This window comes from Lawsonibacter sp. LCP25S3_E2 (assembly GCF_052117285.1).
In the GTDB taxonomy this organism is placed as follows: Bacteria; Bacillota; Clostridia; order Oscillospirales; family Oscillospiraceae; genus Lawsonibacter.
In genome coordinates this window covers 56,335-81,165 of the sequence record NZ_JBQKJL010000011.1, presented here as the reverse complement: position 1 = coordinate 81,165, position 24,831 = coordinate 56,335, and the positions used below count along the sequence as shown (strand labels likewise).

The 24,831-nt window shown below is 54.3% G+C and carries 26 protein-coding genes and 1 tRNA gene; 16 read left to right on the top strand and 11 right to left on the bottom strand.

Annotated features, from left to right (window positions below; genetic code table 11):
- Positions 1-80 precede the first annotated feature (80 nt).
- From uvrC to ACTQ3R_RS10875, 4 genes are read left to right on the top strand one after another with little or no spacing between them, the layout of a single operon-like run.
- A complete protein-coding gene (gene uvrC / locus ACTQ3R_RS10890) occupies positions 81-1,946 on the top strand; it encodes an excinuclease ABC subunit UvrC (RefSeq protein WP_441779215.1) in 1,866 nt (621 codons plus the stop codon).
- 16 nt (positions 1,947-1,962) lie between these two features.
- The gene (gene rsmD, locus ACTQ3R_RS10885) at positions 1,963-2,520 is read left to right on the top strand and encodes a 16S rRNA (guanine(966)-N(2))-methyltransferase RsmD (protein ID WP_441779216.1); all 558 of its coding nucleotides are present in this window, start codon (positions 1,963-1,965) and stop codon (positions 2,518-2,520) included.
- On the top strand, positions 2,517-3,014 hold the full coding sequence (coaD, locus tag ACTQ3R_RS10880) for a pantetheine-phosphate adenylyltransferase (RefSeq protein ID WP_441779217.1): 498 nt from the start codon (positions 2,517-2,519) through the stop codon (positions 3,012-3,014). Before rsmD ends, coaD begins: the two co-directional genes overlap by 4 nt.
- A 5-nt stretch (positions 3,015-3,019) precedes the next feature.
- A complete protein-coding gene (locus ACTQ3R_RS10875) occupies positions 3,020-3,547 on the top strand; it encodes a hypothetical protein (protein ID WP_441779218.1) in 528 nt (175 codons plus the stop codon).
- 48 nt (positions 3,548-3,595) lie between these two features.
- Here ACTQ3R_RS10875 and ACTQ3R_RS10870 read toward each other — a convergent pair whose 3' ends face one another.
- The 6 genes from ACTQ3R_RS10870 to ACTQ3R_RS10845 all read right to left on the bottom strand — a co-directional run bounded on the left by ACTQ3R_RS10870 (position 3,596) and on the right by ACTQ3R_RS10845 (position 9,832).
- Entirely contained in the window at positions 3,596-4,915 is a 1,320-nt protein-coding gene (locus ACTQ3R_RS10870; protein WP_441779219.1) for an S-layer homology domain-containing protein, read from the bottom strand.
- 96 nt (positions 4,916-5,011) lie between these two features.
- On the bottom strand, positions 5,012-5,941 hold the full coding sequence (gene cysK / locus ACTQ3R_RS10865) for a cysteine synthase A (protein WP_441779220.1): 930 nt from the start codon (positions 5,939-5,941) through the stop codon (positions 5,012-5,014).
- A gap of 5 nt (positions 5,942-5,946) precedes the next feature.
- Positions 5,947-6,630 carry a single-stranded DNA-binding protein gene (locus ACTQ3R_RS10860; RefSeq protein ID WP_441779221.1) on the bottom strand — a complete coding sequence of 228 codons (684 nt, stop codon included), beginning with the start codon at positions 6,628-6,630 and terminating at the stop codon, positions 5,947-5,949.
- 150 nt (positions 6,631-6,780) lie between these two features.
- A complete protein-coding gene (locus ACTQ3R_RS10855; RefSeq protein WP_441779222.1) occupies positions 6,781-7,824 on the bottom strand; it encodes a TPM domain-containing protein in 1,044 nt (347 codons plus the stop codon).
- Between the two features lie 4 nt (positions 7,825-7,828).
- Entirely contained in the window at positions 7,829-9,034 is a 1,206-nt protein-coding gene (locus tag ACTQ3R_RS10850; protein ID WP_441779223.1) for a toxic anion resistance protein, read from the bottom strand.
- A 51-nt stretch (positions 9,035-9,085) separates the two neighbouring features.
- Entirely contained in the window at positions 9,086-9,832 is a 747-nt protein-coding gene (locus tag ACTQ3R_RS10845) for a 5-bromo-4-chloroindolyl phosphate hydrolysis family protein (RefSeq protein ID WP_441779224.1), read from the bottom strand.
- 145 nt (positions 9,833-9,977) lie between these two features.
- On the opposite strand from ACTQ3R_RS10845, the gene ACTQ3R_RS10840 reads away from it, so the two are divergent.
- Positions 9,978-10,829 carry a patatin-like phospholipase family protein gene (locus tag ACTQ3R_RS10840; protein ID WP_441779225.1) on the top strand — a complete coding sequence of 284 codons (852 nt, stop codon included), beginning with the start codon at positions 9,978-9,980 and terminating at the stop codon, positions 10,827-10,829.
- On the opposite strand, the gene ACTQ3R_RS10835 is transcribed toward ACTQ3R_RS10840, so the two are convergent.
- A complete protein-coding gene (locus ACTQ3R_RS10835; RefSeq protein ID WP_441779226.1) occupies positions 10,807-11,016 on the bottom strand; it encodes a DUF6774 domain-containing protein in 210 nt (69 codons plus the stop codon). The two genes, ACTQ3R_RS10840 and ACTQ3R_RS10835, sit on opposite strands and share 23 nt — an antisense overlap.
- Positions 11,017-11,073: 57 nt before the next feature.
- Here ACTQ3R_RS10835 and ACTQ3R_RS10830 point away from each other — a divergent pair, with 57 nt between their 5' ends.
- From ACTQ3R_RS10830 to ACTQ3R_RS10820, 3 genes are all read left to right on the top strand, one after another.
- On the top strand, positions 11,074-11,505 hold the full coding sequence (locus ACTQ3R_RS10830) for a DUF3842 family protein (RefSeq protein WP_441779227.1): 432 nt from the start codon (positions 11,074-11,076) through the stop codon (positions 11,503-11,505).
- 507 nt (positions 11,506-12,012) lie between these two features.
- Positions 12,013-12,097: transfer RNA gene (locus ACTQ3R_RS10825), tRNA-Leu, on the top strand.
- A gap of 74 nt (positions 12,098-12,171) precedes the next feature.
- Positions 12,172-12,777: a hypothetical protein gene (locus ACTQ3R_RS10820; RefSeq protein WP_441779228.1), complete on the top strand. Its 606-nt coding sequence runs from the start codon at positions 12,172-12,174 to the stop codon at positions 12,775-12,777.
- A gap of 263 nt (positions 12,778-13,040) precedes the next feature.
- Here the strand turns inward: ACTQ3R_RS10820 and ACTQ3R_RS10815 are convergent, their stop codons facing one another.
- Positions 13,041-14,204: a recombinase family protein gene (locus ACTQ3R_RS10815; protein ID WP_441779229.1), complete on the bottom strand. Its 1,164-nt coding sequence runs from the start codon at positions 14,202-14,204 to the stop codon at positions 13,041-13,043.
- Between the two features lie 5 nt (positions 14,205-14,209).
- Positions 14,210-15,103: a recombinase zinc beta ribbon domain-containing protein gene (locus ACTQ3R_RS10810; protein WP_441779296.1), complete on the bottom strand. Its 894-nt coding sequence runs from the start codon at positions 15,101-15,103 to the stop codon at positions 14,210-14,212.
- Between ACTQ3R_RS10810 and ACTQ3R_RS10805 the strand changes: the two genes are divergently transcribed.
- Positions 15,056-15,187, top strand: a complete 132-nt coding sequence (locus ACTQ3R_RS10805) for a hypothetical protein (protein WP_441779230.1) — start codon at positions 15,056-15,058, stop codon at positions 15,185-15,187. The two genes, ACTQ3R_RS10810 and ACTQ3R_RS10805, sit on opposite strands and share 48 nt — an antisense overlap.
- On the opposite strand, the gene ACTQ3R_RS10800 is transcribed toward ACTQ3R_RS10805, so the two are convergent.
- Complete coding sequence (locus ACTQ3R_RS10800; RefSeq protein ID WP_020989633.1) at positions 15,184-15,546, bottom strand: hypothetical protein; 363 nt, start codon at positions 15,544-15,546, stop codon at positions 15,184-15,186. The genes ACTQ3R_RS10805 and ACTQ3R_RS10800 overlap by 4 nt on opposite strands.
- 102 nt (positions 15,547-15,648) lie before the next feature.
- Here ACTQ3R_RS10800 and ACTQ3R_RS10795 point away from each other — a divergent pair, with 102 nt between their 5' ends.
- The 7 genes from ACTQ3R_RS10795 to brxC all read left to right on the top strand — a co-directional run bounded on the left by ACTQ3R_RS10795 (position 15,649) and on the right by brxC (position 23,003).
- Complete coding sequence (locus tag ACTQ3R_RS10795) at positions 15,649-16,002, top strand: PrgI family protein (RefSeq protein WP_008980727.1); 354 nt, start codon at positions 15,649-15,651, stop codon at positions 16,000-16,002.
- Complete coding sequence (locus ACTQ3R_RS10790; protein WP_441779231.1) at positions 15,995-18,331, top strand: VirB4-like conjugal transfer ATPase, CD1110 family; 2,337 nt, start codon at positions 15,995-15,997, stop codon at positions 18,329-18,331. Before ACTQ3R_RS10795 ends, ACTQ3R_RS10790 begins: the two co-directional genes overlap by 8 nt.
- 42 nt (positions 18,332-18,373) lie before the next feature.
- The gene (locus ACTQ3R_RS10785; RefSeq protein WP_441779232.1) at positions 18,374-18,868 is read left to right on the top strand and encodes a hypothetical protein; all 495 of its coding nucleotides are present in this window, start codon (positions 18,374-18,376) and stop codon (positions 18,866-18,868) included.
- Positions 18,869-18,925: 57 nt separating this feature from the next.
- Positions 18,926-20,488, top strand: coding sequence for a C40 family peptidase (locus tag ACTQ3R_RS10780; RefSeq protein WP_441779233.1), 1,563 nt, complete (start codon positions 18,926-18,928; stop codon positions 20,486-20,488).
- A 317-nt stretch (positions 20,489-20,805) separates the two neighbouring features.
- Positions 20,806-21,411, top strand: coding sequence for a DUF1819 family protein (locus ACTQ3R_RS10775; RefSeq protein ID WP_441779234.1), 606 nt, complete (start codon positions 20,806-20,808; stop codon positions 21,409-21,411).
- A gap of 15 nt (positions 21,412-21,426) precedes the next feature.
- Positions 21,427-21,981 carry a DUF1788 domain-containing protein gene (locus tag ACTQ3R_RS10770; RefSeq protein ID WP_441779235.1) on the top strand — a complete coding sequence of 185 codons (555 nt, stop codon included), beginning with the start codon at positions 21,427-21,429 and terminating at the stop codon, positions 21,979-21,981.
- 14 nt (positions 21,982-21,995) lie between these two features.
- Complete coding sequence (gene brxC, locus ACTQ3R_RS10765) at positions 21,996-23,003, top strand: BREX system P-loop protein BrxC (protein ID WP_441779236.1); 1,008 nt, start codon at positions 21,996-21,998, stop codon at positions 23,001-23,003.
- 120 nt (positions 23,004-23,123) lie between these two features.
- Here brxC and ACTQ3R_RS10760 read toward each other — a convergent pair whose 3' ends face one another.
- Positions 23,124-24,794 (bottom strand): recombinase family protein, encoded by a 1,671-nt coding sequence (locus tag ACTQ3R_RS10760; RefSeq protein WP_441779237.1) that lies wholly within the window; start codon positions 24,792-24,794, stop codon positions 23,124-23,126.
- Positions 24,795-24,831: the final 37 nt, after the last annotated feature.

The following is a 24,831-nucleotide window of genomic DNA, read 5'->3' as shown; positions in this document are numbered from 1 at the left end:
ACCATAAAAAGGCGCCGCTAAGCGGCGCCTTTTTTGATATTTCAACTCGTTGGCCCGTTTGGTGAGAGGCGGTGGAACCCATGACCTTTGATGAACTAAAAGAAAAAGCCCATTCCTTGCCCTTGAAGCCCGGCGTGTATATCATGCAGGATGAGAAAAACACTGTTATCTATGTGGGCAAGGCGAAGGCCCTGAAAAACCGGGTGAGCCAGTATTTTCAGGATTCCGCCTCCCACACGGAAAAAACCAGGGCGATGGTTTCTCAGATTGATCACTTTGACGTGATCATTGCGGACAGCGAGTTTGAGGCCCTGGTTCTGGAGTGCTCCCTGATCAAGCGCCACCAGCCCCGGTATAACATCCTTTTGAAGGATGACAAGGGCTACCCCTATATCCGGTTGTCCAACGAGGCCTATCCCCGCTTTTCCCTGGCCTCCAAGGCGGCAGAGGATGGGGCCCGGTATTTTGGCCCCTACGCCAGCCGTCACAGCACCCAGGCCATCATGGATGCCCTGCGCTCCGCTTTGCGCCTGCCCTCCTGTCACAAAAAGTTTCCACGGGACATCGGCAAGGAGCGGCCCTGCCTCAACTTTCACATGGGCAAATGTGACGGCTACTGCCGGGGAGACGAACTGAAGGAGCAGCACGACCAGGCCATTGCCCAGGCAGTGAGCTTGCTGGAGGGCCGGTTTAAGGAAGTACAGGCGGATCTGACTGCAGAGATGGAGCAGGCGGCGGAGGAGCTGCGCTTTGAAAAGGCTGCCCAGCTTCGGGACCGGCTGCGGGCCATCGAGCTGTTAGGGGCCCGGCAGAAGGTGGTGGCCGGATCTCTGGCCGACACGGATGTGGCGGGATTTTTCCGGGGCGAGGCCAAAAGCTGCTTTGTGGTTCTCCACTTTTTGGAGGGGGAACTGGCCGCCAAGGAGTTTGATTTGCTGGAGACCCCCATGGAGGAGGACGAGGAGTCGGTGCTCTCTTCCCTGGTGCGGGAATATTATGTAGGCCGCACCCGGCTGCCCAAGCAGATTCTGCTGCCCTGCGAGCTCAGCGACCAGGTGCCCCTCACCCGGCTGCTCAGCGAGCAGGTGGGCCGGAAGGTGGAGCTCATCACGCCCCAGCGGGGGGCCAAGATGGATCTCATTAAGCTGGCCAACCAGAACGCCCAAGAGGAGGTCATCCGGGCCACCACACGGGAGGAGCGGCAGAACAAGCTGCTGGAGGCCCTGGGAAAAATGCTGGCCCTGAAAACACCGCCCCGGCGTATGGAGTCCTACGACATTTCCAACCAGGGAGCCAGTGACATTGTGGCTTCCATGGTGGTCTATGTGGATGGACGGCCTTTGAAGCGGGATTACCGGCGCTTTAAGCTGAAGGATATGGATGGTCCCAACGACTACGCCTCCATGGAGCAGGTGCTCACCCGGCGCTTTCGCCGGTATCTGGATGGGGACGAGAAGTTTGCCGACAAGCCGGACTTGCTGCTCATTGACGGAGGTCTGGAGCATGTGCGGGTGGCCAGAAGGGTGCTGGAAGCGATGAACCTGGACATCCCCGCCTTCGGCATGGTGAAGGATGACCGCCACCGCACACGGGCCCTGGTTCACCCTGACGGCCGGGAGATCGGCATCCAGGCCATTCCGGCGGTGTTTGCCCTGATCGGCCAGATCCAGGAGGAGACCCACCGCTTTGCCATCGAATACCACCGCCAGCTCCAGGGAGGACATGTAAAAACCTCGGTGCTGGATAAAATCCCCGGTGTGGGGGAGAAGCGCCGCCAGCAGCTTTTAAAACGCTTCAAAAGCATCAAGGCGGTTCGGGAGGCATCCCTGGAACAGCTGCGGGAGGCGGTGCCTCAAAATACCGCTCAGGCAGTCTATCTGTATTTCCATGGGGAAGAAAACGTTGAAGCTGAAAAATCAGGCAAGGAAGAGCCGGATGAACAATAAAGCGAGGTAGAAAACGGTGAGAGTGATTTCAGGAACTGCCAGAGGCAGAAAGCTTAAAGAGCTCCAGGGCATGGACACACGCCCCACCACGGACAAGGTAAAAGAGTCCATCTTTAATATCATCCAGTTTGAGCTGGAGGGGAGAAGGGTGTTGGACCTGTTCGGCGGCACCGGCCAGCTGGGCATCGAGGCCCTGTCCCGTGGGGCACAGCGCTGTACCTTTGTGGATCAGCGGCGGGAGGCCGCTGCCCTCATCCGGGAGAACGTAAAGTTGGTTGGTTTTGAGGACCGCTCCCGTGTGGTCCAGGGGGAGGCTTTGTCCTTTTTAGGCGCCTGTCGGGAGAAGTTTGACGTGATTTTTTTGGACCCGCCTTATCAAAGCGGACTTTTGGAAAAATGTGTCAATGATATCTGCCGGTTTGACATTCTTGGGGAATATGGTATAATCGTTTGCGAAAGTCCGGTGGAATGGAGCCTTCCCCCGCTGGAATCCCCCTATGAGGTGGGGAGAGAGTACCGGTACGGCAAGATCAAGCTCACCATCTGCCGCCGGGCAGGGAGTGTGGAACGATGAATACCGCCATTTATCCGGGCAGCTTTGACCCGGTTACCCTGGGACATCTGAATATCATCAAACGGGCAGCTGCCTGCTTTGATAAAGTCATCGTGTGCGTCATGATCAACTCCAAGAAGACGGGGATGTTTACCCCGGAGGAACGGGTTGAGATGCTCCGCCGGGCTACAGAGCGCTTCCCGAATGTGGAGGTGGATTTTTCCAACGAGCTGTTGGCCGCCTACGCAAAGCGCCGGGATGCCCATGTGGTGGTCAAGGGCCTGCGGGCGGTATCTGACTATGAGCAGGAGGTTCAGATGGCGGTGATCAACCGGAAGCTGAACCCACAGCTGGAGACCATGTTCTTGGCTTCCAGCGATAAATATACCTACCTCAGCTCCACGATCGTCAAGGAGATGGCCCGCTACGGGGCCGACCTGGCGGAGTTCATTCCACGGGAGATTGTGGACGATGTGAACCGGCGCATGAGGGAAATGGAAGGAAAGGAAGGTTAAACGCCATGGCAAGCGGTGTAGAAGAATTACTGGATATGCTCTTTGAGATGATCGACGAGGCAAAGAATGCCCCGCTGTCCAGCGATAAATGCGTCATCGAGCGGGACAGAGCTCTGGACCTCATTGACGATGTGCGCAGCCAGTTCCCCATTGAGCTCACCGAGGCCCGGAAGATGATGGCCCGTCGGGCGGAGTTGGAGAACGAGGCCAAATATAAAGCGGAGGCCATTATCAAGGCCGCCGAGGACCGGGCCCGTCAGATGATTTCCGATGAGTCCATCACCCAGCAGGCCCGCCAGAGAGCCAATGAGATGATGCAGCAGGCGGAAGAGCGCAGTCGGGACCTGAAGCGTTCGGCCAACGAGTACTGCGAGGACGCACTGCGCCGCACCGAGGAGGCTGTGGCCGAGGCCTATGATGAGATTAAGAAGTCTCGGGCCCGGTTCCGGGCTGCCGCCGGGGTGGCATCTTCCCAGGGAAGCACGATGGGCGGTGCCCGCGCCATGTACGACGCTGCCGCGGACGAGGATTAAAACAGCAGAGCGCCGCCGAAGGGAATATCCCTTTGGCGGCGCTGTTGTTTAGAAGAGGAACCAGCCGCTCTCCCGGCTGTCCATCATATCAAGGGCTCCATCCAGCATCTCCGCGGCCTGAGCCAGGGTGAGCTGGTCAGAGAGCTGAACTGCTCCGGCATTCTGGGGAGCGGTGACCCCCGAGGCGGACAGGTTGGCGGCCGCCTGGGCAGCCCAGTGGCCTTCCGTGCCGGTGGAGGAGAATACTTCCAAAGGCACGTCCGTGATATCCAGCAGGTTATTGAGCATAACGCTGGCTTCTCCACGGGTAATATTTTGATCTGCGCCGAAAATGGGAGCACCCGTCTCGTCACGGGTGCCGCTGATGGCTCCGGCCTTCAAAGCGGCGGAAACTGAGCCCTTGGCCCAGGTGGGGATGGCAGCGTCATCGGAGAAGCCGGTGAGGGTGACCCCCTCCAATTCTTCAAGCCCTGTTACCGACATAGCCATAGACAAAAACTGGGCTCGCGTGACAGGCCGGTTCGGGTCAAAAAAGTAATTTCCATCCACATACCGGCCTACATAGATCTCTTCTTCTGCCAGGCGGATGGCTGCCTTATGGGCGGGGTTCCCATCCATGTCGGCGTAGGTCACTTGGGTATCCGGTTTGTCAATGCGCAGTTTGATGGTAGCTTCCGGGGAGGCGTTGCCTGCAGAGTCAATGGCCACGTAGGTGAAGTGGTCGCTGCCGGTCTTGTTCTCATAGGGGGTGTAAACAAACTGGCTGGATCCATCATCAGCTAAAGTTACCGCCCCGCGGGCAGGGGTGGAGGTAAGCTGAAAGGTGAGGGTGTCCCCTTCGCCATCCACCGCATCAAAGTAACCGGTGATAGCTACGTTTTTATAGGTGGAAAGCTCCATGTTTCGGGCTACGGGAGGCTGATTCTCCTGTTCCAGAAGATAGAGAGTCACCGTCACCTGCCCACCCTGCTGCCCAGAGGCAAAGGTGGGAGTAAAGGCAAACGTGGTGGTAGTAAGGGTGGGAGACTGAGAACTTTGGAAACGAAGACCGTTCAGGGCGGATACATCCACAGCACATCCGGCCTCCAGGGGTTCGCTGCCCATGCACAGTACGCCCGCACCAGCATCGGGGAGGACATCCAGCGTGATCTGTACCAGGGGATCGGCGCTTTTATCATTTACGCCGAATTCTTCCGGAGTGAAGGAAATCACGGAGCCGATCATACCGTTTTTGGAAAAGTCTTGTAGGGCAGAGGACTCCTTCTTGCTGTTCCAGAAAAAAGCTGAGGCGGGCAGGGTAAGAGACAAAGCCATCGTCAAGGCCAGAAAGGGAAGCACGGCCCGGCGAAGTGAGCGGGATGGATTCATAGAAATACCTCCTTTTACAAATGGATGTATCCCTAGTGTTTTCTTCCCGAGAAAAAATATGCGAAAAAAAGCCGCCTTTCAAAGGCGGCTTTTTGCTCATTGAAACATCTGGGAGGACAGATACCGGTCTCCGGAGTCGGGCAGGATGGCAACAATGGTTTTGCCTGCATATTCCGGCTGCTTTGCCAGCTCGCCTGCTGCCCACAGGGCAGCGCCGGAGGAGATGCCCACCAGCACGCCCTCATGCCGGACGATCTCTCTCCCCATTTGGAAGGCATCCGCATCGGCAACCCGGATCACCTGGTCGTATACGGTGCGGTCCAAAGCCTTGGGGATGAAGTTGGCCCCGATGCCCTGAAGATCGTGGGGGCCGGCCTGGCCGCCGGAGAGGAGGGGAGAGGTGTCGGGCTCCACTGCAAAGACCCGCAGGGCAGGGTTTTGTTCCTTCAGGTAGCGGCCCGCTCCCGACAGAGTCCCGCCGGTGCCCACGCCTGCCACCAGAATATCCACCGTTCCGTCCGTGTCCTGCCAAATTTCAGGGCCAGTGGTGCGGTAGTGGGCCTCAGGACCGGCAGGGTTTTCAAACTGCTGGGGGATGAAGCTGCCGGGAATGGAGTCCCGAAGCTCCTCAGCCTTTTCCACGGCTCCCTGCATTCCCAGATTACCTGGGGTGAGCACAAGCTGTGCCCCGTAGGCGGAGAGCATGGCCCGCCGCTCGGCGCTCATGGAGTCGGGCATGGTGAGGATGACCCGATAGCCACGGGCGGCACCCATCATGGCAAGGCCGATGCCTGTGTTGCCTGAGGTGGGCTCAATGATCGTGCCGCCGGGCTTCAAGGCCCCCTGGGCTTCGGCAGCGTTGACCATGTAGAGAGCCAGACGGTCTTTCGCGGAACCGGCGGGATTAAGATATTCCAGCTTGGCCAGAACCGTTGCCTTCCAGTCTAACCGTTTTTCCAGGTGAGACAGGCGCAGCAGCGGTGTGCCTCCGATGAGCTGTTCCACACTGGTGTAAATGTGAGACATGAGGATCATCCTTTCCGGGTAAAGTATGTAACCTCATCATACCCGGAAGAAAAAACCTTGTCAACCGCGTGGGAAGGAATGTTTCCCGCCGGAGCCAAAGACATGACGGAGACCTCAAAGGCAGTGCGCTGCTGAAGCTGTCCGTCTACCTCCTTGTTATAGTGGCGGCTTTGCAGCCGTCCAGCCAGGCTGAGCCGGTCACCCACCTCCATACCGGCACATTTATGGGCCAGGCTCCCCCAGGCAATGCAAGGCAGATAGTCTGCCCGACCATACCGGCGGTTGACCGCAAGGATCATGTCACAGATGGTGCGCCCCAGAGGGGTGGCCCGAAGGGCGGGAGGCTTACATAACGTTCCGGACAGGAGCAAGCGGTTTTCATCTTCCCCATCCTCTTGGGTCAGCAGCTTGGCAAAGACACTGACCACCAGTTTGCTGCCGACCCCGCTGCGGTTATTAAAGGTACGCACTTCCCCGGAAACCGTCAAAGGTGCTTCCGGACGCAGGTCCAATCCCTCCAACAGAGGGGCGGCGGCAATCACGTTGAGACAGTCCTCTGCGCCAGACAGTCGGGAAACCGTAAGGGGGAGGAGAAAATATTGGGTGGCATGATTGACATGGGAGGGAGAGGGCGGAGCGGAGAGCCTTCCCCGAAGAAAAATTTTGTTTTCATTCCAGCCGTTCTGCATGGAAGCAACACTCCTATCGTTTGTTGGTTCCATCCTATGCGGGGAATGACGGGGGTATGTCCAAAAAATGTGGGTGCGGCTGGATGCAAAAACACGGGCTGCCTGCAGCAGCCCGTGTTGTGGGAAAGAAAATCGACTGTAGGAAAGGCGTTATCGGCCAAAGCCACCGCCCCGGCCGCCGCCGAAGCCGCCGCCCCGGCCGCCGCTGAAGCCACCGCCCCGGCCACCGCCGAAGCCGCCGCCCCGGCCGCCGCCGAAGCCACCACCCCGGCTGCCGCCGAAGCCGCCGCCGCGGGGACCGCTGGAAAAACCGCCGCCGCGGCTACCGCTGGAGAAGCCTCCGCCTCTGGGGCCAGAGAAGCCGCCAAATCCGCCGAAACCTCCGCCTGGTCCGCGAGGACCACCGGGAGGCGGCGGGGGCGGGGGTCTGTGCCAACGCCGACGGTACCAGAAAGAACCTGGCGCGTGCCAGAAGAGGATGGGCCGGAACATGACCGGGGGATTTACCACGCCAAAGTAACGGCTGCGGTAGGTGGTGTAGCGAATGGAGTCAATGAGGGAAGCAACGATGAGCAGCGCTGCTACCAGCATGACGATCCCGACCAAGGCTCGGGAAGGGGCAACGGAATAGGCAGAGTTGGTGTTGTCCAGATAGCCCAGGCCAAATTCAGACACATAGTATTCGTTGATATTCTGGAATAGATTCAAAATCCCATCGCCATAGTTCTGGTTCATCACGTAGGCGTAGAGATAGCTGCTCATGTAGGAGGTGATTTGGCTGTCACTCATGGGATAATCCGGGCCCACCGCAAGGTAGCTGTTGCCGCTGTCTGCGTCCACCACCAGAACTCCATCTGCACTGGCCAACTCCATACGGGTGCCCAGGTCGTAGGCATAGTCCTCCACAGTCCCGTCCACCTGGTTTACCACCGCTACGGCAATGAGACTGTCATAGCGCTGGACCCAGTTGGCGTTATAGAGGCTGATGCGCTCTTCTTCTGTGGAAGAGAGGGCTCCGGCCTCATCCATGATATATTGGTTATATTGGCTGGTGGACAGCGTGTTGTCCAGTCCCAACTCTTTGGGGCTTGTGGCAGCGGGGCCCTGTCCCTTGAATTGTCCAATGGCGACCGCGCCTACGATCATGGCCAGGGACAATACTGCGGCCACCCAGGTTTTACGGAAAAATTTCATAGTTTTAACCCTTTAACTCCAGCAGCTTCTGCTTCAGCTCACCCTCGATGCGGCCCAGCTCCGCTTCGGCCTCTTTCCGCTTCTGGGCCCCTTCGGTCTGGATCTTCATCACCTCATCCAGGGTAGTGATCAGCTGCTGATTGGTGTGCTGGAGGGTCTCGATCGACACCACGCTGCGCTCAGCCTCACGGGCAGTCTCAATGGTACCCATCTTCAGCATATCGGCATTCTTCTTCAAAAGCTCATTGGTCATGTCGGTGACGGCGGTCTGGGCAGCGGTAGCCTGGCGGCCGTGCTCCAGACCGAGAGCAAGCACCATCTGACTCTTCCACAGAGGAATGGTGTTCACAAGAGAAGACTGGATCTTCTCCAGCATCTGGGTATCATTATTTTGCAGAAGACGGGTCTGAGGGCCCATCTGAATCGAAATCATCCGGGTCAGTTCCAGGTCGTGAAGCTTTTTCTCAAACCGGGCGCAGAGATTGGCAAAATCGTTGTAAGCCTGGGCGTCCTCCTGGGCACCGGTCTCCTCAGCCTTCTTCTTCAGCTCGGCCAGATCATGGGTGCGCAGATACTCCAGACGCTTCTTACCGGCCAGGATATACATGGTGAGCTCTTTATAATACTTGGTGTTGAGCTCATACATCTGGTCGAACATGGCGATGTCTTTCATCAGGGTGACCTGGTGGTTTTCCAGCACCTTGACAATCTTGTCCACATTGGTCTCGGCCTTGGAATAGCTGGCCTTCATGGCCTCCAGCTCATTTTTCTTCTTCTGGAAGAAGCCGAAGATGCCGCCCTTTTTCTCCTCGTCGTCCCCAAAATTCTTCAGCTCGACCACCAGGGAGGACAGAGCCTCGCCCACCTCGCCCAGGTCCTTGGTCTTTACGTTGTTCAGGGCGCTTTCTGAGAATGCGGCAATATTCTTCTGAGCAGCGGCGCCGTACTGGAGCACCAGGTTGGAGTCAGTGACGTCGATCTTCTGGGAAAACTCCTCCACCATTTTCCGCTCGGCCTCAGTGAGCATAGACTCGTCCAGTTTTACGGCGTTGGCGTCCCGCTTAGCCTGCAGAGCGGCCTGCTCCTCAGCATTGGCGGTGTCGGCGGCCGGGGCGGGGTCCAGAGTCAGCTCCGGAGCGGCGGCCTGGGCGGCGGCGGAGCCGGCGGGGTCCAGGGTAAGTTCCGGGGTCATATTCAGTTCATCGCTCATATGGGGTTCCTCCTATCTTGTTCTTCTGCATATAATCTGGCAAGGCGGTCTTTAAAGCTCTAAATTGATCCCTTCGCGGCCCGTCTTGCTCTGGTTGATGTCCATTCCGGTCAGCCCCTCCTGGGCCAGTAAGTTTTCCATAACGGTAATGTCCGTGGAAATATCCAGAGCTTCTTCGCCAAACAGAGCGTCAAGCTGTTTGTCAAAAGCCTGGCACACGGTGTCCAGCATCTTTTCCACCTTCTCCTTGGTGGCGTCGATGTTGCTGCCTGATACGCCTACGGAGTCCATCCGGTCGTAGGCGTTCAGAAGCTTCAAAGTGGTAGGCAGGTAGTAGTCCAGAAAACGCCGGATCTGGGGCTGCTTTTTCGGCTGCTGGATCACTTGGTCCAAGATTTTTCCGGTGACCTCCTCCAGATGATCGATCTGGGCAGAGATCTTCTCGTCCAGAATGGCATCGTTGAGACGGCGCATCTCGGAGATGGCCCGAGCCCGCTCCTTTTGGAGAGCGGCCACCTGAGGATCCTTGGACAGGGCCTCCTCTTCGGCCTTCTTCTGCTGGGCTTCGGCCTTTTCCTGTTCCTTAGCCTTTTCTTGGGCGGCCTTCTTCTGGTCCTCACGAGTCTGGTAGACCTTATCTGGGAAGATGGCCTTTCCAATGATGAATACCAGCAGTGACGCCCCAGCGCATAGGATATAGTGGAATGGGGCGTACAGGGGGAACAGAAGGGCATATAGGAGCCACGTCAGTCCCACCAGATAGATGGGAATGACGGAAACTTTTTTGTGGGTCTTCATTCCGATACCTCCCGGATTGCGTTACTTGGCTTATTCTACCTCCTGGGACAGGGAAGTGTCAAGAATTTAGGGCAGTGTTTACAAAAAGGGCAAAGAGGGAGTATAATGTTAGCTATGAAATGAGACAGGCAGAAAGGAGTTTTCCATGAAGACTGGCTTGGTATTGGAGGGAGGAGCCCTCCGCGCTATTTTTTCCAGCGGGGTGTGCGATGCCCTTTTGGACGGGACCATTATGACAGACTATGTGGTTGGTGTCTCCGCGGGCATTGCCTATGGTGTAAGCTATGTGTCCAAGCAGCCCCGGCGGAATCTGGAGGTAGTGACCCGTTATGCCCCGGATAAGCGTTACATGGGGATGAACAATCTGATGGATAAGAGTAACCGCAGCTATTTTGGCCTGAAATTTGCCTATGATACCATCCCCAACGAGCTGATTCCCTTTGATTATGATACCTTTGCGGCGTATCCCGGCGAGGTAGAGGCAGTGGTAACCAATCTCAACACAGGAAAGGCGGACTATCTGCCGGTACCTCGGAAAGACAAAGAGTCGCTGCTGCTGCAGGCCAGCTGTGCCATGCCGCTGCTGTTTCCGATTTACCGGATTAATGACCAGCCCTATCTGGATGGCGGTGCAGCTGACTCCATTCCATGGCAGCGAGCCCTGGACAAAGGGTGCCAGCGGGTCATCGTAGTGCTGACACGGCCCAGAGAGTACCGGCGTAAGCCGGATCAGATGATCCGGCTGATTCGAAAGCAGTACCAGGAATATCCAAAGTTTGTCGCGGCTATGGAAACCCGTGCCCAGCGGTATAATGAGAATCGGGAGCAGCTATTTGAGTTGGAACGTGAGGGAAAACTCCTGGTGATCGCTCCAAAATCAACCCTGGGAGTGGGGCGGATTGAGCGGGACACGGAGAAGTTGCGCCTGTTGTGGGCGGAAGGATATCAGATGACGGTGGAGCGTATGGACGAGATCAAGGACTATCTGGGTCATTGATCCGTTCAGAAGGCTCACAGCTACGCTCGGGCTGGAGCGAGAAAAGGGCCAGTGTGTCCCCCACCAGAGTAAAAAAAGCGGCCAGGCGGGCGAGCTCCTCGGAACTTTTCCCCTGGGCCAGAGCGGAGGAAAGGGCTGTGGCTGCGGCGAGCAGCTGTCCGGAGTCCGCACAATGGAATGAAAGCATAAAAACACCTCCACTCCAGTTTATGAGGGTGGAGGGAGAGCGTGTGGAGGATCGAATATGAAAATTGTAGTCATCGACGGCCAGGGGGGGCGGTTGGGCAAGCTGCTGGTGGAGGGAGTGCGTGCCCGCCTGCCTCAGGCAAGTATTTATGCCATCGGCACCAACGCCCTGGCTACCGCTGCCATGCTCAAGGCAGGGGCTGATTTTGGAGCTACGGGGGAAAACCCGGTGATCCGGGCGGTAGCGGATGCGGATGGAGTGCTGGGGCCGGTGGGCATTGTGGTGGCGAATGCCATTCTGGGAGAGGTAACGCCTGCTATGTCTGAGGCGGTGGGCAGTTGCAGAGGAAAAAAGTATTTGGTGCCTATGAATAGCTGTGGCGTTATGGTGGCAGGCGTGGCGGAAAAGCCGCTCAATGCTTATGTGACAGAGGCTGTGGAGGCCCTTGCAATGGCACTGGAATGTGGAGCAAAGCCCGCTTCTTTTTGAGTGCGGGGGAGGAAACTGCCCAAATTGAATTGACTTTTGAATCAGCATTGTGTATGATAAAGAACAGCACTATAAAATGGGAGAACAGTGACAGAGGCTCACTCAGCTTCTCTTCGTGGAGAAGAGGGCTAATGTGGGTCTTATAGTCTGGCTGCAGGGTGCGAGTTTCCGTGGCTTGTGTCAGTAAAATGGAATATGCACCTGTGATGGAATTGGTAGACATGGGAGACTTAGGCGCTGTCACCTTGCGGAAGAAGTTTTTGGAAAAATAGCGGCAGGGCGTCCCTGCCACTTATATGTGCGGGCATGATGGAATTGGTAGACATGCGAGATTTAGGTGCTGTCACCTCAGTGAAGAATTTCCGTTCCATTTCCGGTGCCCGCGATCTTTTAAAACAGAATATGCGCCTGTGATGGAATTGGTAGACATGCGAGATTTAGGTGCTGTCACCTTAGTGAAGAATTACCGTTCCATTTCCGGTGCCCGCGATCTTTAAAACTAAATATGCGCCTGTGATGGAATTGGTAGACATGCGAGATTTAGGTTCTCGTGCAGCGATGCGTGTGGGTTCGAGTCCCTTCAGGCGCACCACTTTTAAGGAGCAAGCAATTGAAGCTTGCTCCTTTTTATAGAAATTATTGAGTATTAGAATTGGAAATAGTAGCATGAATTCTGTCAGAGTTTTATCATGCTGGAAATTCCATTTGCAGAGCTTGTCGAAAAAACAACCTGATGGTATAATAATCCAAAATGCTGACAGGGAGTCGAAGGTTTTGCAAGAACGATATTGGCGACAAATTACACAATTTAAATTTGAATTGTGCTATTTGGCAAACCATTTTGCTGAATATGTAAAAATAAATAGAGAGATTAAAATTGGTGTTGCTGTGGCCTCCTCAAGCGCAATAGCCGCCTGGGCCATTTGGACTGAGTTGAGTTTCGTTTGGGGACTAATAATTGTGGTTGGACAGGTAGTAAGTGCTATCAATGAGGTTTTGCCGTATCAACAAAGAATTAAGGACATTGCTGAGATGCAGTCTCGATTAAATGCGATTTATATCCCAGCTGAACAAAAATGGTTTGATGTTTCTAATGGATATTTATCTGAACCGGAAATAAATGACCTTTATTATCAGCAGTTGAAAGAATGGGAGGAGATAGATCAAGAGTATTTTACTACGGATGCGCTACCCAAGAATGATCGCTGTGCTACATTGGCTGAGGATGAGAAAAACCGGTATTTTAAAAATAGATTTGGAGTGGGGGATTAAGATGGGAAATAGTAAGCCTGGAGGGAAAATTGTAACAAACGACGGCACCAGAGGGAGCCAAATTCCAACACAAAAAAGTCCACCTCCAATGCCACCTGTTAAACCGCCTAAAGCAAAAAAATAAACACATAGCTATTGCTGTTATTTTGAAGTTGGATGCTTTCTCATTTTTAGCTGAGTTATCAAAATTTCGTCTATTTCTTGTTCTACTGTTTGAATCAGACCTTGAAGGGTACAAATGTGGGCGTCGAGGACCGGTTTCCTCAACGCCCACTTTTTTGCATTTTCACAAGTTCCTCCCGCTCTTTGACGCGACTGTCCCGAACCGCCGTGAGATACTCCCACACCATAGCATCCAAGGTTTCCTCGTGAATCCGGTGGGAGCTGCAATAGCTTTTTCCACTTCGGTTGTAGCCCTTGCAGACATACTCCACACGCCGCTTGCCGTTCCAGTAACGAATCATGGGAATGAATACATTACCGCACTCCTGGCACCGGAGCAGCCCGGCATAGCGGTGCTTGGAGCGGTTTCCGTTGGCTGGCCGGGCCTGCTCTTTCAGTCTTTGCTGAGCCTGCTTCCATACATCTGGTTCCACGATAACCGGGAAGAAGTTTTCGTGGCGATACCATTCCGTCTGTTCCAATCGTTTTGCCTTGCCATCCTGGGTTTCTGACCGATGGTTAATAAGAACCCCGGTATAGGACTCTTCTGTCAGCACATTTTTGACACTGGCATATGTCCAGAGATAGCGATTATCTCTGGTTTTATACGCGGCCCGCACTTCTCGACCACACTGTTCGGCCCGAATTTGCGCCGGTGTCTTTCGGCCCAACTCATTGAGTCTGCGGGAGATCTCCTTCTGTCCAAAGCCCTGTAAGTACAGAGAATAAATCATCCGAACGGTTTCTACTGCCTCTGGGTGGAGCTGAACCGTGTTAGTGTTGCGATCTTTCCAGTAACCAAAGGGAGGGGTAATCACGATGCCCTCCCGCTGCTTTTGCCGGTAACCAGACCGGATCTTTTTCCCGATATCTCTGGCGTAGTAGTCGTTCATCAGGCCACGGACACCGATGACCAGATCGTCCTCCTCCGAGGCGGTGTCCAGCCCTTCTGTGACGGAGATCACCCGAACCCCGCGTTCCCGCAGGTAATCGATAAACAGGGCCGTCTGTGTCCTGTGCCGCCCCAGGCGGGAGAGATCCTTGACGAGGACAGCATCTAGCCTGCCGGCATCCACAGCCGCCGTGAGCTCATCCAGCCCACGGCGGCTGAAGTTCATACCGCTGGCATTATCATCAGAAGACTGTCCCATGATCTGATACCCCTGCCGCTCTGCAAAGGTTAGACAGATCTCCTGCTGATTCAGCAGGGAATTCATTTCGCAATCGTCATCATTGGATAATCTGGAATAAATCCACACCCTCATATTACTCACTCATTTTCATGTAAACTGTTTGGAATGACATCATTCAGAAGTTCAAAACCGTAGCTGTGAGGAACCCAGCATTCTGTTTGTTCTCCATTTTCATAGATGTCCAGATGGTCCCGAAAGGGAGCTTTTAGACAGATATCCAGAGATAGTTTTCCATCTTCCTCGTGGACATAGATTTTGTCCACCAGCAGGCGCAGATGGGCTTCACTTAGGTGTCTCTCTTTCAAAATATCATCCATCATACTGATGTCCCACTTCAGCTTAGCCTGCCGGCTGCGCAGAGTTTCCTCAATATTTTTCAGTTCTTCAATCTGCTTTTGGGCCGCTGCGATCTCGGCTTCGCGTTTCTGGATCATCCGGTCATAGCGCTCGGTGTTGGCTTTATCCCGAATCCGTTCCATCAAGATGGCCTCCATTTCTTCCTCCAGCATGGTGATTCGCTCCTTCTGCTTTTTAATCTGGGTGGTAGCGGCACTGGCCTTTGGCTGCCATTGGTCAATCAGCTGCTCCATAGCCTGGAAGTTTTCCTCATACATTGCCTTGGTCTGCATGAGTTCCTTGGTGATGAGCTCATCCAGGATACGCTCATCCACCGTGTGGGAGGAGCAGTATTCCTTCCCATATCTGTGATAGGTATCACAGGAATACTCCACCCGCTCCCCACTTTTCGTATGGATTCGTTTTCCCACAAAGGAGCGGCCGCAGTCCTCACAGCGCAGGAGGCCTCCATACCGCAGGATACTCTGATTAGCTCCGGCCCGGACATTTCGCTCTTTCCTTTCCGCCAGCAGTACCTGAGCCTGCTCCCAGATTTCTCTGGATACAATGGGCGGGAAGAAGTTCTCGTGCCGGAACTGCTCCTCAGGCTCAGTGAAACGGAAGGTCTTGTTGATTTTGTTGCGCTCACTTTTGTGGCAAATCAGCGTACCGATAAGATGAGCGACCGGATCATCCGGGAATTGATGGGGCTTGGTTAATCATCGTCAAACAGGTCATCCACCTGGATCTTATATCCTCCATCCGGTTCCGGTTTCCCATACATTTGTGCCTCCCGCATGCGATTAAGTACAATAAGCTCCAGCATCTTGTCCTCTCTCCGCCGGAGCAGAATGCCCCGAACCTTCCGAACCAGGGAAACTACCCAGGACAGGACTACCACCGCCAGCAGCACATACCAGATGACGTTGGCCAGAGTCTGATTGGCATAATACCATTCATGGAACACGGTGGGGACAATCAGCGCATAAAGCAGTGGAATGGTCAGGCGAAACACGGCTGCCAACCGGAACACAATGGAGAGAAAAATCATTACAATCCCGAGCATCAAGTATGCCATACGCTCCACTCCCTTTTTAAGTTGAGCAAATGGTACCATAGCCAGACAGGCTTTGCAACGGTCTGTCCATGAAAACCAAGCAGAAATGTAGGAGGTGAGACCTTGGAGGTCCGCATCAATAAAGAGGTACGGAATTATCAGGAAAGCCTATTCTTCGGCCTGTCCCTGCGGCAATTTTTGTTTGCCCTTCTGGCCGTTCTGGTGGCGCTGGCCGTGTACTTTTGCCTGCGTCCGGTGCTTGGGACAGGCGAGATCGGCTGGGTGTGTATCCTGGCCGCGTTTCCCTTTGCCCTGGGCGGTTTTTTCACCTACAACGGCATGACCCTGGAACGCTTTCTCATGGCTTATATCCGCTCAGAATTTCTCATGCCCAAACGGCTCTTATTCCGAACGGAGGATCTCTATGTCAAACTTATGGAACACACATCAATAAAGGAGGCCATCCGCCTTGATTAAGACCCTTCAAAACACACTGAAGCAGGACAAAGAGCACCTTTCGGTACCCAAGTCCGTACAGGATACCATCCCCATCCGCCGCCTCTGGCCGGATGGGCTTTTTCAGTTTGGCGGGAAATTCTCAAAAACCGTCCGCTTTTCCGACATCAATTACGCCATCGCTTCCAAAGAGGACAAGACGTCCATGTTCCTGGGCTACTCGGAACTGCTCAATGCCCTGGACACCGGCTCTACCACCAAAATTACCATCAACAACAAGCGGCTCAACCGCTGCAACTTTGAGCAGGAGATCCTGATCCCGCCCCAGGGGGATCATCTGGACGGAGGCCGTTCGGAGTACAACGCCATGCTGCTGGACAAGGTCACCGACTCCTCCAACAGCATGGTGCAGGAGCGATATGTCACAGTATCCGCCCATAAGAAAACGCCCGAGGAGGCACGCACCTTCTTTGACCGGGTCATGAATGATGCGACCACCCGGCTCAATCACCTGGATTCCCACTGTGAGGAGTTGGACGCGGTGGAGCGGCTGCGTGTGCTCCACGACTTTTACCGAGTAGGCGAGGAGTCCCGGTTCCATATCGACCTGCGGGAGTGCATGAAAACAGGGCGCTCCTTCAAGGACACCATCTGCCCGGACAGCATGGAGTTTCGGAAGGATCACTTTATCCTGGGCAATAAATATGGCCGGGCCATGTTCCTCAAGGAGTATGCCAGCTACATCAAGGACTCCATGATCAATGAACTCACCAGCCTGAACCGCACCATGATGCTGTCCATCGACGTGATCCCTGTCCCCACCGATGAGGCCGTGCGTGAGATGCAGAACCGCCTGCTGGGGGTGGAGACCAACGTCACCAACTGGCAGCGGCGGCAGAACAGCAACAACAACTTCTCCGCGGTGGTGCCCTACGACCTGGAGCAGCAGCGGAAAGAGACGCGGGAAATGCTGGATGATCTGACCACACGGGATCAGCGGATGATGTTTGCTGTGGTGACTCTGGTGCATTTGGCCGACAGCAAGGAGGAGCTGGACAGCGACACAGAGACTCTCCAGTCCATCGCACGCAAGCATCTGTGCCAGCTGACCACTCTGAACTGGCAGCAGGACGCGGGCCTTGTCACCGCCCTCCCCATAGGACTGCGGCGGATCGACGCCCTGCGTACCCTGACCACCGAAGCCCTGGCCGTCCTCATGCCCTTCAAAGCCCAGGAGATCCGGGACCGGGGCGGCATTTACTACGGCCAGAATGTCATCAGCAAAAATCTCATCATTGCCGACCGCAAGCAGCTCCTCAACGGCAACGGATTTGTTCTGGGCGTGTCCGGCTCCGGTAAATCCTTTACCGCCAAGCGGGAGATCACCGCCCTGGCCCTCTCTACCCAGGATGACATCCTGATCATCGATCCGGAGTCGGAATACCGTCCTCTGGTAGAAGGACTGGGTGGCGAGGTGGTGGAGATCTCGGCCACCTCCAGCAACCACATCAACGCCATGGACATGGAGCAGGGCTACGGCGAGGGGGAAAACCCCGTGGTGCTGAAATCGGAGTTCCTGCTTTCTCTCTGTGAGCAGTCTGTGGGGGCCGGAAAACTGTCTGCCAAGGAAAAGTCCATCATCGACCGCTGTACGGCACAGTGCTACCACGACTATGTGCGGGACGGCTGCCGGGGCCAGGCCCCCACGCTCCAGGACTTCCACGCCGAACTGCTGCGCCAGCCGGAGGCCGAGGCGCGGGACGTGGCTCTGGCACTGGAACTGTTCACGGAGGGCAGTCTCAACACCTTTGCCAAACCCACCAATGTAGACATGAGCTCACGCATCGCCTGCTATGATATCCGGAAGCTGGGCAAACAGCTGCTCTCCATGGGCATGCTGGTAATCCTGGACAGCTTTCTCAACCGGATCACCCGCAACCGCCGACTGGGGCGGAATACCTGGATCTATATCGATGAGATCTATCTGCTGTTCCAGCATGAGTACAGCGCCAACTTTCTGTTCACCCTTTGGAAGCGGGTGCGGAAGTACGGTGCCTGCTGTACCGGCCTGACTCAGAATGTGGACGATCTGCTCCAGTCCCACACAGCCCGAACCATGCTGGCCAACAGCGAGTTCCTGGTCATGCTCAACCAGGCCAGCACCGACAGGCTGGAGCTGGCCCGGCTGCTGAATATCTCCGACAACCAGCTCTCCTACATCACCAATGTGGACTTTGGACGGGGCCTCATCAAGTGCGGCAGCGCCATTGTGCCCTTCATGGACAATTTCCCCCGTCATACGCAGCTCTATAAACTGATGACCACCAAGCCCTCTGACTTGGCCGCGTAATAAAACCAGGGAGGGGCCAAGGCCCCTCCCTGCTGGATCGAGGTGAGATACATCGATAAGATCAAAGAAAAGCCCCAGGTACAGCACACTTTGAAAGAGCGGGTCAAGTCCGCGCCGAAAGAGTTGATCCGCAGAGGGCTGGATGACGGCACAGAGCGCCTGCGGGGCCAGCTGCGGGACACGGCCCAGCACGGCCAGCGGGATAACTTTGGCGGCGACCAGCTGGGCGATGCCGAGGTGGGCGGTGTCAAACGGGTGGAGCAGCTGGCTGAGCGCCTGCTGGGGAAACGGAAGAAAGGTGCAAAGCACACCCCGGATACAGGCCCGGACGGATACCCTGACCGTCACGATCCGCCAGGAGCAGCAAAGCCAAGATATGACGGCACTCGGTCTCCAAAAGGCCGCCTTCACGGGAAGGAAGCGGGAGATCCGCTCCGGGCGCAGAGTGCGGGCAGAAGCCGCCCCCAGCCGCAGTCCGCACTCCGAACGCCTCAAAAAAGAAATATCAAGACCAAGGACGCCTATCTGAAGATATAAGCTGACCCCGCACCTGCTACACCGCCAAGTGCCTTGCAGCAGGAAAAAGCGTCCTTTATGCGGGAGCGCCAGGGCAACCTTCTCCGCAGCGGGAAACTGGAGCGGCGCTTGCCTGTGAGAGAGGACGGCCCCATGGCAGCTCCTCCCTCGGGAAAACGGCCACAAGGTATAGAGGCCCGCAAGCAGCTGCGGCAGGTGTCCGGGCAGACAGGTGGTTCTCATGTGCAGCCCAAGCCTCATGCGGAGGTCTCCAGGCAGGCTATGGGCAGCACCGCAAAGACGGCAGTAAAAGAACGAGGTGTGCCGGTCAAATCGGCTGGCCATCCCATTCGCAAAACAGCTGGAATTGGAAAGCCGGGTGGGAAACCGCCTGTAAGAGCGTTTCCGGCACGACAGGCTCGCCGTGCGGCGGAGGCGGGAGCCAGACTGGCACGAACCCAAAAGGCCGCAAAGGTGGCCCGTATGACCGCCAGGCAGGCCGCACAGGCGGCAAACCGCGCGCTCCGCGCCGTGATCGCGGCAGCTAAGGCTTTGGCCGCCGCGGCCACAGCAGGCGGTGGGGTGGTAATCGCGGTGGTGGTTGTCATCTGTCTGTGCGGCATCATCCTTGCCTCACCGCTGGGCATCTTTTTTGCCGGGCCTGATGAAACGGCCGGAGCCGTCTCTCCCGCCCAGGCAGTGGCACAGATCAACGGCGAATTGGGAGAGAAGATCTCCAGTATGCAGGCGGAGGGTGGATATGACACGCTGGAGATCCAAGGACAGCCGCCCCCCTGGTCTGATATCCTGACGGTGTTTGCCGCCAAAACGGCGGGCGCTGCTGATGGAACGACCGTGGCAATATTGGATGCGGCCAATGTGGAGGCCCTGCGCACAGTCTTCTGGGACATGACAAAACTTGCCTCCTCCTCCAGAGAGGTGGAACATCCCGCCTCCGGAGACACTCCGGCCTGGACAGAGAAAATACTCACTGTGACGATCACCGCCAGAACACCGGATGATATGCGGGTATTTTATTCTTTCACTGAGGAACAGAACGCGGCGTTGGATGAACTGCTGGCAAACTCCGACATGCTGGCTGCCTTGGCCGGAGATCTCACGATCTCCGACGCCACAGCAAAGAAGCTGTTGGCTGACCTGCCCGCTGATCTGGACCCGGAGCGCCGGGCTGTGGTGGAAACCGCCTGCAGGCTGGTAGGCAAGGTCAACTACTTCTGGGGCGGGAAGTCCCTGGTGATTGGCTGGGACTCCCGCTGGGGACAGCTCACCAAGGTATGGGCAGACGGCAGCTCGACTACCGGAACCTATCTGCCCTACGGGTTAGATTGCAGTGGATTCGTCGATTGGGTATTTTACAATGTCACTGATGGAGAGTACGTCATAGGCCACGGCGGCGGCGCTCACATGCAGCACACCTACTGTACCCCCATCTCTTGGAATGAGGCCCAGCCAGGTGATCTGGTATTCTATCCCGGTGACGAGCATGTGGGGATCGTAGGTGGCAGAGATGAAAGTGGAAACCTGCTCATCATCCACTGTGCGTTCAGTCAAAATAATGTGGTGATCACCGGTCTGGAGGGCTTTACCTCCATTGGACGCCCCTTGTATTACAGGGAATAAAATAAATCTCACGGTGAGACACAATTCCTGTCGGAATGAGGTCTCGCCGTGAGATTTTTTAATCTTCAAACAGTTTAGAGACTGGAATCTCCAGCACTTCCGCAATCTTAAGCATGGTTTCCATGGATACACCGAAAGCCTGGGTGGGGCCTTCAATCTTTTTCACCATCTGTTGCCTTCTTTTCATTTTTCGTAATGCCACGCAAGTGTTAGACCTGTTTATTGGACAGTTATGGTGATAAAATTTTATAGTAGAGAATACCGCTGTTTTGTGCTATCCTGTAAAAAAGTAGAAACCAACATTTTGAGGTCGATGCATGATGAACACAACACCTTATAGCGGATCGTTGACTGCAGAGCAATTCTTATTTTACGAAATTCGAATTGCATCGAAACTTTATTTACAAGGCATCTCGGTTGATGACGCTGCCGTCAAAATAAGAGAGGATAATCTGTTCCAGTACCCAACAGAACGCCAGATTTCTCGGATGGCCAGGGCGTGTTATCGACGTCTGGATGCGCTGAACAACCAGAAGCTTATAAAGGAAATCAGCAGTGCTCCCACGGAGATTGCCAAGCAAATCAACCTCTATGCCATCATGCGGTACAATCGGCTGGTCTGGGATTTTATGATCCAAGTCATAGGCGAAAAGTTCCGTACCCAGGACTACTCTTTTGAGCGAAAAGATCTCAATACCTTCTTCTCCCGTCTCCAGGCTCAGAATGACAGCATAGCGGGTTGGAGCGACAACACGATCAACAAAATCAAAAGTGTTCTGGTGCGCTGCTTAGTTGAAACGGAGTACTTGGATCATCTCAAGAGCACAACACTCAATCCGGTTTTCCTCTGTGAAGAATTGGAGCAAGGGATTTGCGAGAATGATGATACGGAAGTACTTCCGGCATTTAATTGCTTTCGTTGAGGAGGGGCAGAGATTATGCTGAAAGCAGAATTGGATCGGATCAGAGAACGGATCTCTGACCCCAATTTCCTTGAAAATAAGGGGTTGAGTAACGAAGTCGGCATTCATGTCTTTTGTTATGATCCTGCTGATGAATTGGTGGTGCAGGATTACATCCGAAGGATCAAAGACGAATCTGGAACACCGTATCGAATCATTGAATGTGATCTCTATGAGATCTTTCTTCAAGTGCTGGAGGAAAAGCGAGTTTTGAAGTCAACTCCCGCTCTGGAAAGCAAAAAGGGAAAAGACTACTTGCTGCAGCAACTTCAGAAAATTGCTACGCCGGAAGCTCTGCTGGCCAAGATGGACTACAGCCCTCATGTAAAGGGACAGGATGTCTTGTTTATGACAGGTATTGGGAAAATTCATCCTTTCATGCGATCTCATAAGATGCTGGACAGTATGCAGCATCTCTTTGCGGACATTCCGGTGGTAATGTTCTACCCCGGCACTTTCAACGGGCAGACATTGAGCCTCTTTGATGAATTTGTAGACGGAAATTATTATCGGGCGTTTAATCTGCTGTGAGGGAGATTGGTACTATGAAGATACAATCCATGTTTCAAAAAGATATTAACCGTGATATCAATGGCGTCGTTAAGGTTGCCCAGGATGATGAAAAGAGCCTGCATCAGGAATTAAGCGAGTACATCATTACCAAGGAACTGCGCCGCCATTTCCGGACTTTTTTTGATAACTATACCAAAGCCATTGATCAGCCCACGGATAAAATGGGTGTGTGGATCTCCGGCTTTTTTGGAAGCGGTAAATCGCACTTTCTGAAGATGCTTTCCTACCTGCTCTCTAACAAAGAGGTGCAGGAAGTTCCAGCCATTGACTACTTCAAAGATAAATTCGATGACCCTATGATGTACGCCCAGGCGGTCAAATGCGTGTCTATTCCCACAGAATCCATTCTGTTCAATATTGACATTGAAGGACCTATCAACAAGGATAAGACCGCTGTTCTCCGCACCTTTGCCAAGATGTTTTACAATCACTGCGGTTTCTACGGAGATGACCTGAAAATTGCCAAGCTGGAGCGTTTCATTGACCGGCAGGGCAAAACGGAGGAATTCCGGCAGAAGTTCGAAGAAGTCAATGGCGGTCCCTGGGTGGAGACCCGTGACTCCTTCGCTTTCTTTGAGGACGATGTGGTAGAGGTGCTCCAGTCCGTCCTGGGCATGAGCGAGCAGGCTGCCCGCAACTGGTTCAACGGCGAGGAGACCAACGAACTGAGCATCGCCCAGCTGGTGTCCGACATTAAGGAGTATGTTGACAGCAAGGGTGACAAGTTCCGTCTGCTGTTCATGGTGGACGAGGTGGGCCAATACATCGGTGATGACGGCGACCTGATGATCAACCTCCAGTCCCTGGTGGAGGAGCTGGGTGCTAAATGTATGGGCAAGGTCTGGGTCATGGTCACCAGTCAGGAGGCCATTGACTCCGTGGTGAAAATTGCCGGTGACGACTTCTCCAAAATCCAGGGACGCTTCAATACCCGTTTGAGCCTGTCCTCCTCCTCCCTTGGTGTACCCCAAACATCTTAAAAAGCCCATTTGCGCATGCCTTTGCATTGCAAAAAGGGGGAAAGGTACCCTGCACAACGAAATGTGAAACAGGCCCCACTCTGGTGTATAGGGAGGATACGATTGGGGTAATGAGTAGGTCTACAGGTCTGTTACGGCAGGAAACTCTCGAACCGGAGAACTCTCCAGCTCGCCAATGAACTTATAAAAGATACGCACACTTTGCCGAAATGGCTGGTTTCGGTGCGTAGCCTTCTGAGCTCCTTCTGGTAATTCTTTGGGGCCGACTTCTATCCGTCGAACAAATGTCACTAAGGTGTCCCGATCCAATTCCTTGATATGCGTGTACTTATTTGCCAGTTCAAAAAACGCTCGATAGCTTTCCTGTGTCTCATTTACTGAATCAATAACGCTCAGACTGTCGATCGTCTTTTCAAGGCCAGCTGACTCTCGCTGGAGTTCAGAGAGCATCCGTTCCAAACGACTGTCATCGATCTTACCCTCGGCATTGTCCGTATATAGTTTCGTTATGACCTTGTCGATGGTAGATAAACGAGCCTTGGCCTTTTGGAGCTGGAGCTGCTTGACCCTAATCAGATTATCATCACCAGCACGCCGCATAGCCTCTCGAGCCACCGCTTCTTTCTCTTCGGGGCTTAAACTGATGAGTGAATTCAGGTCTTGGCGAACTACTTCAAGTATATCGCTATACTTGATGCGGACACCGACACAGGGAGCCGTAATATCAAGGCGATGACGATTGCAACTGAGGTACCAGTATTTTTCTCGCTCACCTTTATATACGGTTCCGCACGAGCATAGAGCGTGTCCGCATTGTGCGCAAAATGCGATCCCTGAAAAGATACTTCGCCGTACATGATCGTATTGGCGAAAGTCAAAAGCTCCTTTGCCCAAATTGAACTGTGCCAAATCAAACACTTCCTGCGTTATGATCGGTTCATGGGTGTTTTCAGTAACTGCCCATTGATCCTTTGGCACATTCAGTTTTTTCTTCGACTTTACGCTGACTTTCTTGGACTTTCCAAGAAGAGTGTGACCCAAGTAAACTGGGTTTTTAAGAATTCGCTTAACAGTCGTATAATTCCATAAGTCTGACGCTCGTGCTGCTCCGCCTTCTGAGAAGTTCCCTTTATAGAGAACCTTATACTTTAGGGGAGGCATGATGCCGTCGCTATTAAGGTCCATAGCTATTTTCCGACTCGAGTCCCCGTTCGCCGCAGCTTCAAAAACCCGTCGAATAATCGGGGCCGTTTCCTCATCTGGAACCAACCAATTCTTGTTTCGGGGGTCTTTCACATAGCCGTAGGGGGCACATGCGCAATATAAGCCTTTCTCCCTCTTGGCTTTTAAGACCTCTTTGACTTTTCTTGAGCCATCACGAAGGTAAACCTCATTCATGGCAAACTGGAAAGGCGCCATGACGTTTTCCTGCTCGGTATCGAAGTTGTCAGCTACGGTCAGATAGCGAATTCCGTGTTCAGGAAAGTACTGTTCAGCATAATAGCTGGCCTCTCGCATGTCTCTGCCGAGTCGCGAAAGGTCTTTGGTGATTACGATATTTGCTTTGCCTTGCTCTAAGAGCGCAATCATCTCTTGGAATGCCGGACGGTCAAAATTGCCACCGGACCAACCATCATCGATAAAAACGCGAACCAGGAGGATCTCATTCCGTTCACAATAGTCTTGAATGATCATCCTCTGGTTTTTGATGCTGGAGGATTCACCCTCGGCAGCCTCTTCATTAGATAGTCTCAGGTAAGCAAATGCGATTCTACGAATGTCGGTTCTCACATTAACCTCCTTCGACGAACCGACCCACTATAGGATA